Source organism: Rhodococcus sp. 852002-51564_SCH6189132-a (assembly GCF_001665495.1).
Lineage (GTDB): Bacteria > Actinomycetota > Actinomycetes > Mycobacteriales > Mycobacteriaceae > Rhodococcus > Rhodococcus pyridinivorans.
The window spans coordinates 1-14805 of record NZ_LZMJ01000070.1; the positions used below are offsets into that span (position 1 = coordinate 1).

The 14805-nt window shown below is 66.3% G+C and carries 12 protein-coding genes; 1 reads left to right on the top strand and 11 read right to left on the bottom strand.

Going from position 1 to position 14805, the window contains the following annotated elements:
• From A5767_RS24190 to A5767_RS16605, 11 genes are all read right to left on the bottom strand, one after another.
• On the bottom strand, positions 1-376 hold a 376-nt coding region (locus A5767_RS24190), incomplete at its 3' end, for an alpha/beta fold hydrolase (protein WP_156665171.1).
• Positions 373-1482 carry an alpha/beta fold hydrolase gene (locus tag A5767_RS16565; RefSeq protein WP_064852727.1) on the bottom strand — a complete coding sequence of 370 codons (1110 nt, stop codon included), beginning with the start codon at positions 1480-1482 and terminating at the stop codon, positions 373-375. The genes A5767_RS24190 and A5767_RS16565, both read right to left, overlap by 4 nt.
• Positions 1482-1940, bottom strand: coding sequence for a 2-oxo acid dehydrogenase subunit E2 (locus tag A5767_RS23400; RefSeq protein WP_197483265.1), 459 nt, complete (start codon positions 1938-1940; stop codon positions 1482-1484). Before A5767_RS23400 ends, A5767_RS16565 begins: the two co-directional genes overlap by 1 nt.
• Before the next feature lie 305 nt (positions 1941-2245).
• Positions 2246-2467 carry a phosphopantetheine-binding protein gene (locus A5767_RS23405; RefSeq protein ID WP_064852729.1) on the bottom strand — a complete coding sequence of 74 codons (222 nt, stop codon included), beginning with the start codon at positions 2465-2467 and terminating at the stop codon, positions 2246-2248.
• Positions 2464-4398, bottom strand: coding sequence for an HAD-IIIC family phosphatase (locus A5767_RS16580; protein WP_082937727.1), 1935 nt, complete (start codon positions 4396-4398; stop codon positions 2464-2466). The genes A5767_RS23405 and A5767_RS16580 overlap by 4 nt, the downstream gene beginning before the upstream one ends.
• Positions 4395-5435, bottom strand: coding sequence for a 3-oxoacyl-ACP synthase III family protein (locus A5767_RS16585; protein WP_064852730.1), 1041 nt, complete (start codon positions 5433-5435; stop codon positions 4395-4397). Before A5767_RS16585 ends, A5767_RS16580 begins: the two co-directional genes overlap by 4 nt.
• Positions 5432-8428 carry a type I polyketide synthase gene (locus A5767_RS16590; RefSeq protein WP_064852821.1) on the bottom strand — a complete coding sequence of 999 codons (2997 nt, stop codon included), beginning with the start codon at positions 8426-8428 and terminating at the stop codon, positions 5432-5434. The genes A5767_RS16585 and A5767_RS16590 overlap by 4 nt, the downstream gene beginning before the upstream one ends.
• A gap of 5 nt (positions 8429-8433) precedes the next feature.
• A complete protein-coding gene (locus A5767_RS16595; protein ID WP_064852731.1) occupies positions 8434-8697 on the bottom strand; it encodes an acyl carrier protein in 264 nt (87 codons plus the stop codon).
• A gap of 37 nt (positions 8698-8734) precedes the next feature.
• Complete coding sequence (locus A5767_RS16600) at positions 8735-10360, bottom strand: acyl-CoA dehydrogenase (RefSeq protein ID WP_197483266.1); 1626 nt, start codon at positions 10358-10360, stop codon at positions 8735-8737.
• The gene (locus A5767_RS22745) at positions 10357-12129 is read right to left on the bottom strand and encodes an acyl-CoA dehydrogenase family protein (protein WP_082937730.1); all 1773 of its coding nucleotides are present in this window, start codon (positions 12127-12129) and stop codon (positions 10357-10359) included. The genes A5767_RS16600 and A5767_RS22745 overlap by 4 nt, the downstream gene beginning before the upstream one ends.
• Positions 12126-13877 (bottom strand): fatty acyl-AMP ligase, encoded by a 1752-nt coding sequence (locus A5767_RS16605; RefSeq protein WP_064852732.1) that lies wholly within the window; start codon positions 13875-13877, stop codon positions 12126-12128. The genes A5767_RS22745 and A5767_RS16605 overlap by 4 nt, the downstream gene beginning before the upstream one ends.
• Positions 13878-14208: 331 nt before the next feature.
• On the opposite strand from A5767_RS16605, the gene A5767_RS16610 reads away from it, so the two are divergent.
• On the top strand, positions 14209-14763 hold the full coding sequence (locus A5767_RS16610) for an SRPBCC domain-containing protein (RefSeq protein ID WP_064852733.1): 555 nt from the start codon (positions 14209-14211) through the stop codon (positions 14761-14763).
• The last annotated feature ends 42 nt before the right edge of the window (positions 14764-14805 follow it).

Below are 14805 nucleotides of genomic sequence, written 5' to 3' on the forward strand. Positions count from 1 at the left end.
ACCGGGCTATGTCTCCTGGGGTATTCTGGGGTTGGGTCACCCCGGGGGGGTCCAGTGGGGGGGTATCCCCCCCACCAACTACCACCCCCCGCCCAACCGGGGGGTGGGGGCCACCCCCCCCAACCCCCAACTCGTAAGCGATCGTCCCACCCATGCTGTGCCCGAAGAGGACATGCTCGGTGGCGAGTAGCTCACCGAGCTCGTCGTCGAGTTGCTCGACCAGCGAGTCCATGGACGTCGGCGACGGTTCGTTCCGCCGTCCGTCCCGCCCGGGCAGGCACACCGCATGGATACGGAGGTCGTGCTCGGATCCCCAGTCCCGGTATGCGGCAGCGCTTCCTCCGGCGTGATGGAAACACACCACCGTCGGGGTCATGCCGGCACCCTCCTGCCCAGATCGACGGGCGATACGAGCGAAACCCGTTCACCTGCCATCAGCACTGCAGACAACGTCCGGGCAGACAGGGAGCCGGGACGGATCATCTCGAGCAGCGCGGACAACGAGCGCATCCTCACCGCGTCGGCGTGATGGGGCGATCCGTGCACATCGTCGAAATCGACGACCGCTGCCCGAGCGAGATGGGCGATCAGCACATTCGCGTCCGCTGTCGGCACGATCTCGTCCCGCAGACTTCGGATGTAGTGGACCGGAATCATCAAACGGCCGAGGTGCTGCCGATCGAGCGCAAGTTCCGGCAACAGCGACGGGAGGTCCTGTGCGCCGGTGACCGACTCGAGCGTACGACGGGTGATCGCCGGCATCGCCTTCTGCACCCAGGGATCGACGAAGGTGTACTGCGTGGGAGATCCGACCGCAACAACCCCTCGGATTCTCGGGTCGGCCGCCGCCGCACGAAGCATCACCGTGCCCCCGAAACTCATGGCCAGGCCGTAGACACCGGACAGTCGCATGCGGGTCGCCGCGGCATCGACGACAGCCGAAACGTAGCCTTCGGAGTCCGGTCCGTAGAGCGCGCTCCGGTGTGCGCCCACCCCCGGCAGATCGATCACGACGGCTGCGATGCCGAGTTTCCGGAAATGAGGAAGCAATCGCCCCCACTGCTCTTTGGGACTGACGATGCCCCCGAGTACGACCACCAGAGGGGCCGGTCCGTCGGTGTCCACGGAGCCGAACCATGCGGTCGTCCGGGAGCCGTTGTACTCCACCGCGAGGTTCTCCGCGACCCCGGACGAACGTGCCCATTTCCCGAACTCGAATACTGCACGGGCCGATGCGTTCTCCTGCATTTCCGTCGCTGCGAACGGAAATCGTGCCAGATTGTCGCGAGCGATCGCATCCAGCGCACGTCCCCGCTCACGATACTTCGAGGCCTCGGCCGTCCACCGTGATGCCCAGCCGTGTTCATCGTCCTCGAGCGTTCGGATCGTACCGAGGACCCTGCGACATTCCGCCGCATCGATACCCTGCGCGCGACCGTGGAGCAGGACGTGCGTTTTCACTTCGTCGAGGTAATTCATCATCACACTTCCGATCGGGTGTGGGAGGCGGGTACCGTGCACCGCTCCAAATGCCGAACGAGGTCTCCCAGAATGTCGGCCGCGAGCGCGCCGTCGATGACCCTGTGATCGAAGGTCATCGACAGTGGAAGAACGCTCCGAATCTCGATGCTGTCGTCCTGCACGGTGGGACGCCGATGCGCATGCCCCACCCCCACGGTCACTGTCGTGCCACCATCAGAGAAGAACGTACCGACGCGACGGTGTGCCAGCGACGTCACCGCAATCGTGCCCAGGAAACGATGTCGCACAGGCGCAATCGTCATCGACGCGAACACACTGCGGCCGACGGACCTCGGTAGGGCCGACAGGAGGCGTGTACGCCCACGGCCGTTCTGCATCCGACTGCGCGTGTGCTGCATCCATTCGTGGATCTCGCTCGGCGTCCGCCGATCGGCTCGCATCAGCACGTCGGACTGCACTGTCCGCACACCGTCGACCTCCACGTCGAATGCGACCTTCACCGAGACGTCGCGAGGGCGCGACAGCATGGGGAACGGCAGCCGGTGGAATGTGCAGTTGGCGTCCGGATGCTGCGCCACGGTCTCGGCGATCGCTCGTATCACGTGCGCGGTCGCCGAAGCGGCAGGACGGCGACCGGACCGGTCGAGCAGTCCGCTCACGTCGGCTTCTGTTCCGAGGTGAACGAGAGGCCGCCCTGCCATGGCGGTCGAGAAGTATTCGGTGTGCCTGCGCGGTTTCGGAAAAGGCAGGAGATCCACGCTGTTCATGCGCCCACGAGGTTTCGCAGCTGCCCCAGTGATGCGCATTCGAGCGCGTCCGCCACGTTCAACGAACGACCGGTGCGCGCCTCGACAGCAGTCGCAACCGTGAGCAGATACATCGAGTCCCAGGCAGGAAGGGCGTCGAACGGCAGATCGAGATGATCCGTGCCGACGTGCATTCCGGTTTGTGCGCATACGAGTTCGACGAATTCTTCGGCGTTCATGACGGACTGTCCTCTCGCGTCAGACGGACGTAGGGGGAAGGGGGGACGGAGTCGCCGGCCGTCAGCACGAAGTGCTGCCGGCCCTCGGCATCGGCATCGGCCGAGCAGAACCCGTTCTCGGAGTACAACGTCGCCACGATGCCGTTCTTCGGGGAGGGTCGATACCATCCGACAACGCTGTGCGCGCCCTCCGACCATGCCGCGTCCACCACGGATCCGAGAATCGCCGTTTCGACACCTCGGGCGAGCACCCGGCACGACAATGCGAAGTTGCGGATGTGCAGCTCCGCTCCGTCGCGCTCGAGGAACAGGCATCCGACCATCCCGTGATCACCGAATCGGTCCGAACACCACACCGCAGCAACAGATGTCGACGGACCGTTCATCCATACCGTCACCGCAGCCTCGTCCATCCGCACCGTGGTCAGGTTGAACTGGTTGGTCCGCTGCGTGATCTGGGAAACCCGCGGGATCTCCGTGATGCGCGGCGCCCTGACGACCACGGCGGTGTCGAGCGCAGCGAGGTAGTCCTCGACGCTCCCGGCTGTGGCGCGTAGTTCGTGCCTGCCGATTTCGCGGCGGTACCGGACCGGACGCGCACGGTCTTCCTCGGTCACGTGCGCCGTGGTGAACCAACCGTCGCGGAGTATCCGCGGCACGTGCAGGGCCGGTTCGTCCGCGTCCACCCGAATCACCTCGACCTCCGGTCGGGCGGTACGCATCGACCCGCACTCGGACGCGGAGTCGTCGACGAACACGAACGAATCCGTGCCGATGTTGAGCCGTCCGGCCAATTCACCGAGGTTGAGAGGCTTCGGATCCCAGTTCGCGATTATCGCAACGAAGTCGTCCTCCGTCAGACCCATGGCGTCGTTCGTGGCGAACACTTCGCGGACCGCCGCGTCGTCGTTCTTGCTCAGCGCCGCAACGAGGACGCCCTGGGCAGCCAACTGTCGCACCACGTCGTGGACGGCGTTGAAGGCCGCTCCGCGAGGCCCGTCGCGCAGCACGATGCCGTGTGGTCCCGCCTCGGCGAGAATGCCACCCCAGAGAGTGCCGTCGAGGTCGAGGGCGAGGCACTTTCGCGTCATGCCCCGGGTGCTCCGTACGATGTGCCCGACCTGCCGGGCGACCTCCGCAAGGAACGCGTCACCGAGTTCGACCCGGGCATAGGCTGCCATGCGCTCGTCGGACAACGGACCAGTGACACACAGGATCGACTCCGAATCGACGACGTGCAGTCGAGACCTGTCGAGAGCGAGTTCCGCGAGTGCGGTGTTGAAGCGACGCCATGCCGCGGCCGCACGTCCCCGCGACTCGAGATCGACCAGCATCGCGAGGATTCGTGGTGGGAGCGGCACCGTGTTGACGACCAGAGTCCGGGCGTCGCCGTGCGTGTCGACAGCGACCACCAGGTCCGCATATGCGTCGTCGAGGGCCTCGAGGAGATCGTCGACCGTCCACGGTGCCCGGAGCCGATCGGTGACGATCGACGCGTCCAACAGGCACAGAGTCAGGTGCGGGCCGTGCTCGAAGACCGTTGCGGAGGGATCGCGCAGTTCGAGGCTCCAGCGGCCGAATCCTCCCACCCTCACCGCGGGAACCAGGCCATGGCGGAGCATTTCTGCCGTCAAGGCTCCCGTCACGCCGCGGACCGTCGTACTGCCGAGCACTGCGACACCGACGACGCGGTGCGCCGAGCCTGCGTCGACGGATCGGCCCTCGAACGACGACAACAACCGAGATGCGGCCGGACGGTCGGTCTCAGGAAGAGCCGCGAGGACGGACTGCAGTTCGACGACCTCACTCTCGAGCCGTCCGTCGCGCTTCAGTTCGACAATGCGCTCGAGGCCCGATACATCCGGCGAGGATGGTCGGATGTCGCCGTTCACGTTCTCGTCGGCGATCGGTGTCGACACCAGGTCGGTCACGGATTGACTCCTTCCACTGCGAAGCCACCCTTGATCCAGCGACTCGATTCGATCGCGACCGCAATTGCGCGCTGCCCGGGTTCGATGCACCGGGCGAGACGGTCGAGCTGAAGGAAGGAGAGGGCGTTGCCGCTGTTGCCCGTCTCGGCCACGCAGCTGATCTCTGTTGCACGATCGGCACCCAGCGCAGCCCGGATACGAGGGGACATCTTCCCCGAGAGTTGCGGGGGCAGAACGTAGTCGACCTCTTCGACCTTCCACCTCGCGAGGCGCAGCAGATCGGTGAACATCTCGCCGGCCATGTGCGGCACATACAGTTCGATTGCCTTGTAGTCCTCGGTGACGGCCTGCCGGTCCGTACCTGTCTCGGTGCGAATCCACCGAGACAGGTCCGCATCGCCGAACCACTCGATGACCTGACCGGGCAGACGGTTCCGTCCCTCGAATCGGGAGACGACCCGCCCCAGTCGCATGAGCGCGCCGTCCGGGTCGGCCGAGATGACCACGGCGCCGGCCCCGTCGCCGAAGAGCATGTAGTTGACCAGTTTCGAAGGCGGCATGGCTCCGGCCCCACGATCGAGGACCATGTGCTTGGCACACACATCGGCCCCGATGACGAGACCTGTTCGATGATCGTCGTCGAGCAACCGGCGCCCCACGTCCAACGCCTGGACTGCGCCGGCGCAACCGGATTGCACCTGGTATGCGGGGATGAGGTCGAGACCGAGCCGATCGGCGACCCCGGTGGCGGCGGTCGGCATGAGCGTGTCGGGCGTGGCCGTCGCAAGAACGATGAAGTCCAGATCCACCCGGTCGATCCCGGCCGCACCGATCGCAGCCTCCGCTGCCTCGGTACCGAGGTCGACGACACCGTGGGTCTGCTCACCGGAGTCGAGATCGACACCGAAGTAGCGGGTCCGTGTACCCACGAAATGGTCGACCCACTGCGCATTGATCCCGAAGGTCTCGTGGAGGAGAGTGTTGTCGACGGGATCGTTCGGGAGCGCCGTGCCGGTTCCGAGTATGAACGTATTCATCGTTTCCCTTCCGACCGGCGAACCGCGAACTCGATGAGGGTGTCGACGGTGACCAGACTTTCGACGAACTCGGTGATCTCGGGCGGTTCGTCGAATCGCACACGCTCCGCCAGCCGATCGGCGAGCTGCATCGCGAGGATCGAGTCGAATCCGAGATCCTCGCGCAGTCGCGCGCCCTCCTCGATCACGCTCGTCGCGTATCCGCTGATCTCCCCGATGGTTTCGCGCACGATCAGCGCAATGTCGCGGGTGTCGATCGATACGACACCGACCGGTTCCGGAGAGTCGTCACGAGAGATCCCGGTGGCGGACGGTGGGACTACCTGTTCCACCGAAGTGTCCCGAGCGGAACGATCGTCCTCGGACACCTCCGGTCCGCGGGACTGCGGCAACCGGCCCCCGGGGTAGAGCGGCAGAACGTGCTGGTCGTGGTCGAACTCGTAGACGGGCATGCGCACCGGCACCACATCTTCGGGCCGGTACAGGCCGTCCCATCGAACATCTGCGCCGTCCTCGTAGAGACGTGCAACCGAGTAAGCGAATTCGATGCCGGTCGATCGTTCTCCGTCCAGCGGTGCCAGTCGGGTGATTCTCGCACCGCCTTGTTCGGCGGCAAGCGATGTCAGCACGGCCCGTGGCCCGATCTCGAGCAGATGGGTGGGCTCTGTCGCAAGCAGTTCCGCGAGCGCGGTCCGGAATTGCACCGGCGCGGAGATCTGCTCGCTCCAGTACACGAGGTCGAGTGCCTCCGCGATCTTCGCACCCCGCAACGTCGAGAAGAACGGAATCCCCGGAACCCCTCGGCCGATCCTTCCTTCCATGGAGCGAGCGAACGCAGCCCCTGCCCCCGCCACGAGAGGCGAGTGGAACGCATGGGTGACCGCGAGCCGCCTCGGCGACCTGCCGTCCAGTGCGCGTTCGGCCTCTTCGATCGCGGCCCCCGTCCCGGCCAGCACGACCCGAGCGGGACCGTTGTCTGCGGCGATCACGACGTCGGTGCGCGAACCGATCCACTCCCGGGCGGCATCGACCGACATCTCGACGCTCGACATCGCCCCGGTTTCGGGCAGGTCACGCATCGCGCGTCCGCGGGCCAGGACCAATTCCGCTGCGGCCTCCGGGGGGAGGGCGCCGGTGATCGTCGCGGCGGCGATCTCTCCGATGCTGTGCCCGAGCACAGCGGCGGGCCGGATCCCGAGATCCGAGTACGCCCCGGTCAGGGCATACTGCAGAACGAACATCGCCGGCTGGCTCGACGCGGAATCCGTCTCGACGACACGAACGGTCTCCTCCGTGGGCGGACCGAGGAGAAGTTGCTCGACGGTCGCTGCAACGTCGTCGGGGAACAAGGTCAGTGCTCGGTCCACATGCGTGCGGACGGCGGGAATCGACGATGCGAGGCGCCGGGCGACCCCTGCGGTGAGCGACCCCTGGCCGGTGAACAGGAAGGCGACGCGGGGACGCACCCGATTCGGTGGAAGGCCGGACGCCACATGGTCTCTGAGCCGGGTCCGAAGCTGCGCGACCGCCGTCCGCCGATCCGGAGCAGCCACCGCGAGCCGCACGCGGCGATCCGACTTGACGAGATTCGTGCCTCGGGAAACACGCGCGAAGTCGCTGTCCGACACCCCGTCGAGGTACTCCGCGACACGCGCGATATTCACGGACAGCGCGGCGGGGGTGGCGGCGGAGACGGTGACCACCCCTATCGACGACCCACTCGGTCGTAGTCGCGGGGTGGGCACCCCCCGCAACAGCATGTGCACATCGGTGCCGCCCATGCCGAAGCTGCTCACACCGGCGATCGCACGTGCAGGCAGCCGGGTGGGGCCGGTGGCAAGCGAGAGGCCTTTGTCGGCAAGCCCCAACTTCGGATTCTCGTCGACGGCGAACAGGGACGGGGGCAGAATCCGATGCTCGAGGGCGAGACACGCCTTGATGGCGCCGGCGATGCCGGCGGCGCCTTCGAGGTGCCCCACGTTGCCTTTGACCGAACCCATGAGGCAGGGGGCCGCTCTGCCGGAGAACACTTCGCCCAAGGCATTGGCCTCGATCATGTCACCGAGCGTCGTTCCGGTACCGTGCGCTTCCAGGAAGTCCACGTCGCCTGCACAAACGTCTCCGGCGTCGAGTGCACGACGGAGAACATCGACCTGCGCCCACTTGCTGGGGGCCGTCAGACCGTTGCTGCGACCGTCGTGGCCGACCCGGCCTCCGAGTACTTCCGCATACACCGTCCCGGAGGCCTCGACCTGGTCGTCGAGGACACGGAGCACGACGACACCCACTCCCTCCCCGCGCCCGATCCCGTTCGCGCCGGCCGAGAACGGTTTCGATCGCCCGTCCGGTGCCGACAATCCGGTAGAGCTGTAGAAGGCGGGGAGTGCGGGCGACAGCATGACGTTGACCCCGGCCACCAACGCGACGTCGCAGTCGCCCGCCCGGATCGCCTGCGCGGCCAGGTAGAAGGCCACGAGCGAGGACGAGCACGCGGTATCGACGGACATGCTGGGCCCGCGCAGATCCAGGTGGTAGGACACCCGGTTCGCGATCATGCACTGCCCGCTTCCCGCGCCGAGATGCGGTGACATCGCGGCGGGATCCGCGACGTTCAGGGCCGTCCAATCACTGGACATCACACCGGCATACACGCCGGTGGAGGTTCCGGCGAGACTCGCCGGAGCGATCCCGGCATCCTCGCACGCGCGCCACGCTGCTTCGAGAACGAGTCGCTGCTGCACATCCATTCCCGAAGCTTCGGTGGGGTTGATTCCGAAGAACGAGCAATCGAATCCGGCCGGATCGTCGATGTAACCCGCAGGCGGCACGCTGCCGGGTGCGTCCGGCACCAGCCAGCGCGTGGAGGGGATCTCGGAGATACCGTGTTCGCCTCGGACGAGCAACTCCCAGAACTGTTCCCGCCCGGAAGCCCCGGGGAATACACAGTCGATGCCGACCACACCGACCCGACGATGCCTCGAATGTGTGTCCATCGCGGTCACGATGCCGACGTCCGTGTGGTCTGTGTCTCGAGGAATCGGGCCATCGCGGCGATCGTCGGGTGGTCCCATGCCAGCGTCGGCTCGACCTCGATCTCGAAGGTGTCCTCGATCTCGCCGCAGAGGGTCAGCGCGTAGACGGAATCCAATCCGTACTCGGCCAGGGGTCGGTCGATGTCGATCGAATCGATGTGTCGGTCGAGGAATCCGGCCACCCGCGAGGAGAGCCAGTCGGCGATCTCGACGTGTCCGATGTTGTCCATTGTGTCCTCCGCTGATCGGTGGAGTCGGCTTCAGGTGTTACGGAAGGCGGCGAGCGACCGGCCTGGCGGCCAGGTCGAAAGCCCGGCCGTGTTCGGCACGTCCGAGGAGTTCGGTGAGCACGGTCCCGTCGTCCGGGGCCGGTATGCGCTGTCTGTACAGCCTGGCCACGAGGCGACGTTTCGCACGACGCGCCCACGCGTCCTTCCCGTCGGATGCGAGCGTCACCGCGCCCGCGGCGACGAGCAGCGCGTAGCGCTCGGTCAGGCGCAGAGCGGAAGGGGTGGTGGCGACTCCTGTCGCGGCAGGTCCCAGGGCCCGGGCGCCGTGAGAAAGCTCACCGAGCGCATGTGCGAGAGCTCGATCGATGTCGTCGACCGGATCGAGTCGTGCCCGCAAGCCGAGCAGCATCGGATCCGCCGATCGCCCGACGAGGGCCAACTCGTCGAACCTCACAGGGGGTAGGACATCTGCCGTGTCGGAATCAGGCAGATCCGCACCGTCCAATCTGGTGATCCGTGCCAGTTGTGAGAGGATCGTGAGCTGACAGCTGACGCCTCCGGCGTGTCCGATCGCCAGTGCGGGGATGTCACGGAAGTGCTTGCCGAACATCGCGTACGGTCCGCGGCGCAGATAGAAGCGTGCGCCGAGGAGCACCGACAGCGATCGCATGGTGTCCTCGAGCATGCGCGGGACGAGATACTTCGTCGCTGCGCACAGCGCTCCCGCCCCGGCAGGCGAAGTATGGAGGGCACGTGCCGTTTCGCGAACCATCGCCTCGGCGACGAGCAGATCGACGAAGGCGTCGCCCAGGACGGCGCGGGCATGTGGAAGTTCCACGAGCCGTCGGCCGTAGAGACACCGTTCCCGGGCGAACTTCAGTACGAGGAACAACGCTTCGTCGACGGGTCCCAGTGCAGCGCCCGCTGCGATGCATCGGCTCACCTGGAAGGAACGCAGTGCAATCTCGACCGCCGCCCCACGCGCACCGATGCGGTCGGTATCGAGGAGCGAGACTCCGCCGAAATCGACACCCCCGAGCCGGCAGCCCCTCAAGCCCAGCGTGCGGTAGCGCGTGGTCCGGTCGATCACCGGATCGTCCAGCGGCACGAGGAAGAGCGAGTGTGCACGCGGCCCCTCGACCCGATCGGTCCGAGCGAACACCACAGCGCTGTGTGCGCGCTCGATGTTGTTGATCAACTGCTTTCCACCTCGTAGGCGGAGGATGTCCTCGTCCTGGACGGCGGCGCATTCGTTGGACGTGAAGTCGTTGCCGTGATCGAGTTCGTGATATGCGACCGAAATCTTGTTCCCGGCGAGTACCGAATCAGCGATTTCTCTCTTCTGCCGCCCATCTCCGGCTGCGTAGACGTTGAGCGCCGCCATGAAGGTGGTGATTCCGTAGCCCAGTCCGAGAGCTGCGTCGCGCGCGAACACCGGCCGGAGCGTGTCGACGAGGGCCGGGACCGATTCGAACCTGCCACCCAGGTCCGCCGGAACGAAGTGTGCATCGAAACCGGCTCCGAGAAGAGCATTTTCGGCATCAACGAGTATCTCGTCCCGCTCGTCCGCTTCGACGATGCGGTGGGCACCGAGCGGATTGTCGATGTCGTAGGGATCGCCGAACAGCGATTCGATGTCGCTCGTGGGGTGGGCAATCGTCATGATGCCTCCGCATCCGTCGAGTTCGTGTTCACCCCGTGCCCCGACCCGCCGGGAAGCAGTGTGATCTTGTGTCCGAAGGCCGTCGCGTCCGCGAACACCATGACCGCCTCGTCGGTGAGGTGATCCGGCCTGTCCGTCGGCATGCCGAGTGCGTCCGCCACCGCATGCAGCGCGAGTCGCAACCACAACGCGTTCTGCCACAGCGGGTTGCCGTCCCCTGCCCGGGTATCGCAACCGTGCACCCATACCGCGACCGCTGCAGCGCCGGCGATGCACGCGGCAAGGCGTTCGGCCGCATCGAACGCCTCGACCGAGGTCTCCACCGAGGCGCGTGGCTGCGAATGCACCTGTGCGGTCAATCGGTCCAGCTCGGCGGCGAGTCCGGTGACACCGGTGCGCACTTCGTCGGCGACAGGGCCACTCAGCCCGCGGCCGGCAGAGCCGTCCGTTGCCACCCGGCGCAGGAATCGCAGCACCGACAGCCCGCGTTTCGGCAACAGGGACAGACGTTCCGGACGGAACTCGGGTAGCTCGGCGTTCGGATCGGCCGCGACCCGGAGGGCGTCGTCCTCGCCGGCACCGGCCTCACCTCTCCGCCCCAGCAGAACGGGGAACTGACTCACGAGAGTCGTGAGGTTGACGATGGTGTTGCCGTCGAACAACGAGACGATGCGGTGGTCACGTTCGATCTTCGAGAACGTCCCGTGGTCGGTGGAACCGACGACGAGCGATCGCGCCCCCACCAGACGGCGGACGGAAACCATCGAATTTTCGACGAGCGTCGGCACGAGGTACTTCGCGGCCGCGGCGATCGCGGAGTGCTCCTGCGGCAGCGCGTGGACACTGCGCGCAGCGAAGGTGGTGAAGGCCTCGGCCAGCACGTGGGCTGCCACTGCATCGGCGACGACCGCGCGGGCTGCGGGCAGCTCGAGGAGCGCACGTCCGTAGAGTTCCCTGCCCAGTACGAAACCACCCGCGATCGCCAGCGCATGGTCGGACGCCCCGAGTGAAAGATAGCAGCACATGGTGCGGGTGAGCTGCATGGCCGAGAGCACGATCTCGAGGCCGCGCCCCACACCGCCGACGATCGCGTCGGCGGGGACGGATGCCTGGTCGAAGCGGATCCCGCTGATGTCCGCGCCACGAATACCGTGAGTGAGTTCCTTCGGGAGGGTCTGCCAGCTGTCCGGGGTCAGCTCCGCCTTCTCGACCAGCACCAGGCTGTACGCTCTCGGCCCGGCATCGGACGACGTGCGTGCCAGGACGCAGAGTGCGGCGCCTCGCGTCGCATTGTTGATCAGCCATTTCTCCCCGGTGAGCCGGAAGCGGGTGACGGCGTCGACGTCCGTCGCTTCCGCGACGACCTCTCCGGCGAGGAGATCGCTGCCGTGGCCTCGCTCGGTCAGCGCCCAGGAGACCGCACCGCCCGCGCCCACGATCTCGGCCAGACGGGCCCGTTGGGCGGGAGAACCGGCGATCCACACACAGACCGCGCCGAGATAGGTCTTGCCGTGTGCCACCGCGAGGGTCACGTCGAACGACGCGACTTCGCGCATCAACCTGCCGGTGCGGTCGTAGTCGACGAGCTCACCGCCGTCGGCGACCGGAATGTAGTGGCGCTGCAGGCCGATCGCGTCGAACGCTGCGATGGTCCGCTCGGGGAAGGCATCCCGCGCGTCGAGAGTCTCGCATGCTGCCGGAGACAGTCCGTCGAGCACGGCGCGCAGCGCGACCTCGACGGGAACATCGTTCGACGACCGTGGACTCATGCGTTCACGCGCCCGAGTACCGATCCGATCGCGATCTCGTCGAATGCTCCGTCGAGGAATCGCGTCCGCATCTCTGCGCGGCGGATCTTGCCGCTCGTGGTGCGCGACACAGTTTTCCGTGGCGTCAGGATTATCGCGGCCACGGCGGCTCCGTGGTCGAGTCGAATCCGCTCGCGTATGCAGGACCGGACGTCGGCCCAGTTCGCGTCGCCGCCACCGTCTGCGACTTCCTGCACGACGACGATGCGACCGTCGTTCTCCCCCGTGCCGAACGCGGCTGCCAGTCCCCCGGCCAGGGCCGGGTGCGCTTCCCGCGACGAATGCTCGATGTCCTGGGGGTAGAGGTTGCGCCCGTTGACGATGATGACGTCCTTCGCGCGGCCCGTGACGTACAGCCGTCCGTCCACGAAGGCACCGAGATCACCTGTGCAGAGATAACCTCCCAGACCGTCCACGGTCCGCTCGAAGGTCTCGGCGGTGGCGGCAGCGTTGTTCCAGTATCCGGCAGCGACGCTTGCTCCTCTCACACGGATCTCCCCGATCCGGCCGTCGACCATTCGCGCCTCGGTCCGTGGATCGACGATCGCGACGTCGAGACCCTCCGCGCGGCCACAGCTCACGAGGCTTCTGAGACCATCTGCGACCGCTGGTACCACGCGGTTCTCCGCCAACGCATCCTCGTCCACCTCGAGGACATGGAACGGCTCCGGGTCGTCGGAGGTCACCATGAGCGTGCTCTCCGCCAACCCGTAACAGGGACACAGTGCTTCGACCGCGAGCCCGGCACCGGCGAAACGGTCCGCGAACGCGCGAAGCGTCTGGGCTCGGATCGGTTCCGACCCGTTGAGGACCGTCCGGATCTTGCTCAGATCGAGGTCGCGGATCTGCTCCTCGGTCACCCGCCGCACACACATGTCGAAAGCGAAATTCGGTGCGACCGTGCCGGCCGCACGGAAATCGCTGAGCATCTTCAACCACAGATGGGGACGCTTCAGGAAGGTCGCGGGTGACATGTGCACGCCGCGGTGACCGCCGAACAGCGGGTACAGGATCTGCCCGATCAGACCCATGTCGTGGAAGTGAGGCAGCCAGCCGGCCACCGTCGAGCTGTCGGGCAGACGGCTGGCCCGGTCGATCACGGCAAGGTTGTGGGCCAGGTTGCGACGGGTGACCATCACACCTTTGGGGTCGCTCGTGGAACCGGAGGTGTACTGGAGGAAGGCGATGGCGTCCGGGGAATGGAAGGGCTGGGCATGGGACGGGGATCCCAACGTTTCGTCGGGCACGGCGGTCTCGATCACTCCCACCGACGGGCAGTTGTCGGACATCGACTCGCCGAGCCATCCTTCGACCACAGGAGCGAGATCCGTAGTGGTGATGATCTCGGAGACTCCAGCGTCCGTCACGATGCGGGCGAGCCGGCTCATCCCCTTCTCGTCAGTAGGGAGCGGTGCCGGAACCGCGATCATTCCCGCGTAGAGACATCCGAGGAAGGCGTTGAGGAAGCCGAGCCCGGGGGCCGTCAGGATCAGCACACGATCGCGCGGGTCGTGTCGGGCGAGCAGGTCCGATCCGGTCGCCGACGCCGTGCGATGCAGTTGCGACCAGGTCCGCGTCTGTTCCTCGATCACATGTCCGCGATCGTCGACGTACTCCACGGCGATCGCGTCGGGACGCGTGGTCGCGAAGTACTCCAGCCGCGCGACGAGATCCGGTGTCGTCGGTGCGGCCGCGTGAGTGTCGGGCATATCTCTCCCACCAATCCGGTCATCGATCGAGACGGGGCGCAGCGCTGGCGAAGACCCTGTTCGCGCAACCCTTACGGAACCGAAACTGTACTTCTCGCAGCTTTTTTCGAACTTCGCTGCCGCTAAAGAACCGCCATATGACGGGGCGCACAGTCGGTGCGGCGAATGCACGGGTCACCGTTGCCGTAATGCAGCGTTCTGTCCATGTCGCCGTAACCGACTGCATGTAGCCTCGACGACTCCTGCCCTCGGTGATCGCACCGCGCAGGCGGCCGGATCCGGCGGCCCGACAATCACGGGCAGGTACCTCGGAACAGAAAGGGCACGACATATGACGGCCGGTTCCCTCATGGCCACCCGACGGGGGCGCGTACTCAAATGGGTCGGGATAACACTCGCAGTAGTCTTCGTTCCGCTCGCGGTCTACGCGGCATGGGCGTCCACCAAGGAATACACGCTCGTCGCACGCACCGAGATCGACGGTACGGCCGACGAGGTGTGGGCCGTGCTCACCGACCGTGAGTCGTATCCGTCGTGGAATCCGTTCATCGTGTCCTCGGTGGGCGAGCTCGCAGTCGACGGCACGATCACCAACGTCCTCGTCGGAGCCGGCGGCGGAGAATCCACCTTCACGCCGAAGCTCCTCACCGTCGATCCAGGCGAAGAGCTGCGATGGAAGGGAACCGTGGGCGTTCCGGGAATCTTCGACGGCGAGCACTACTTCAGGATCGAGGACACCGGCAACGGCCGCGTCGTGCTCGAGCACGGTGAGATCTTCTCGGGGATCGCGGTACCGCCGATGATGGGTTACCTGCGCGACGACACCTATCCTCAGTTCGTTCTCATGAACGAGGCTCTGGCCGAGCAGGTTTCACTACGGCGCTAGAAGTCGGCGGCACACAGGTGCGGCCCGGACGGAATGTCCGGG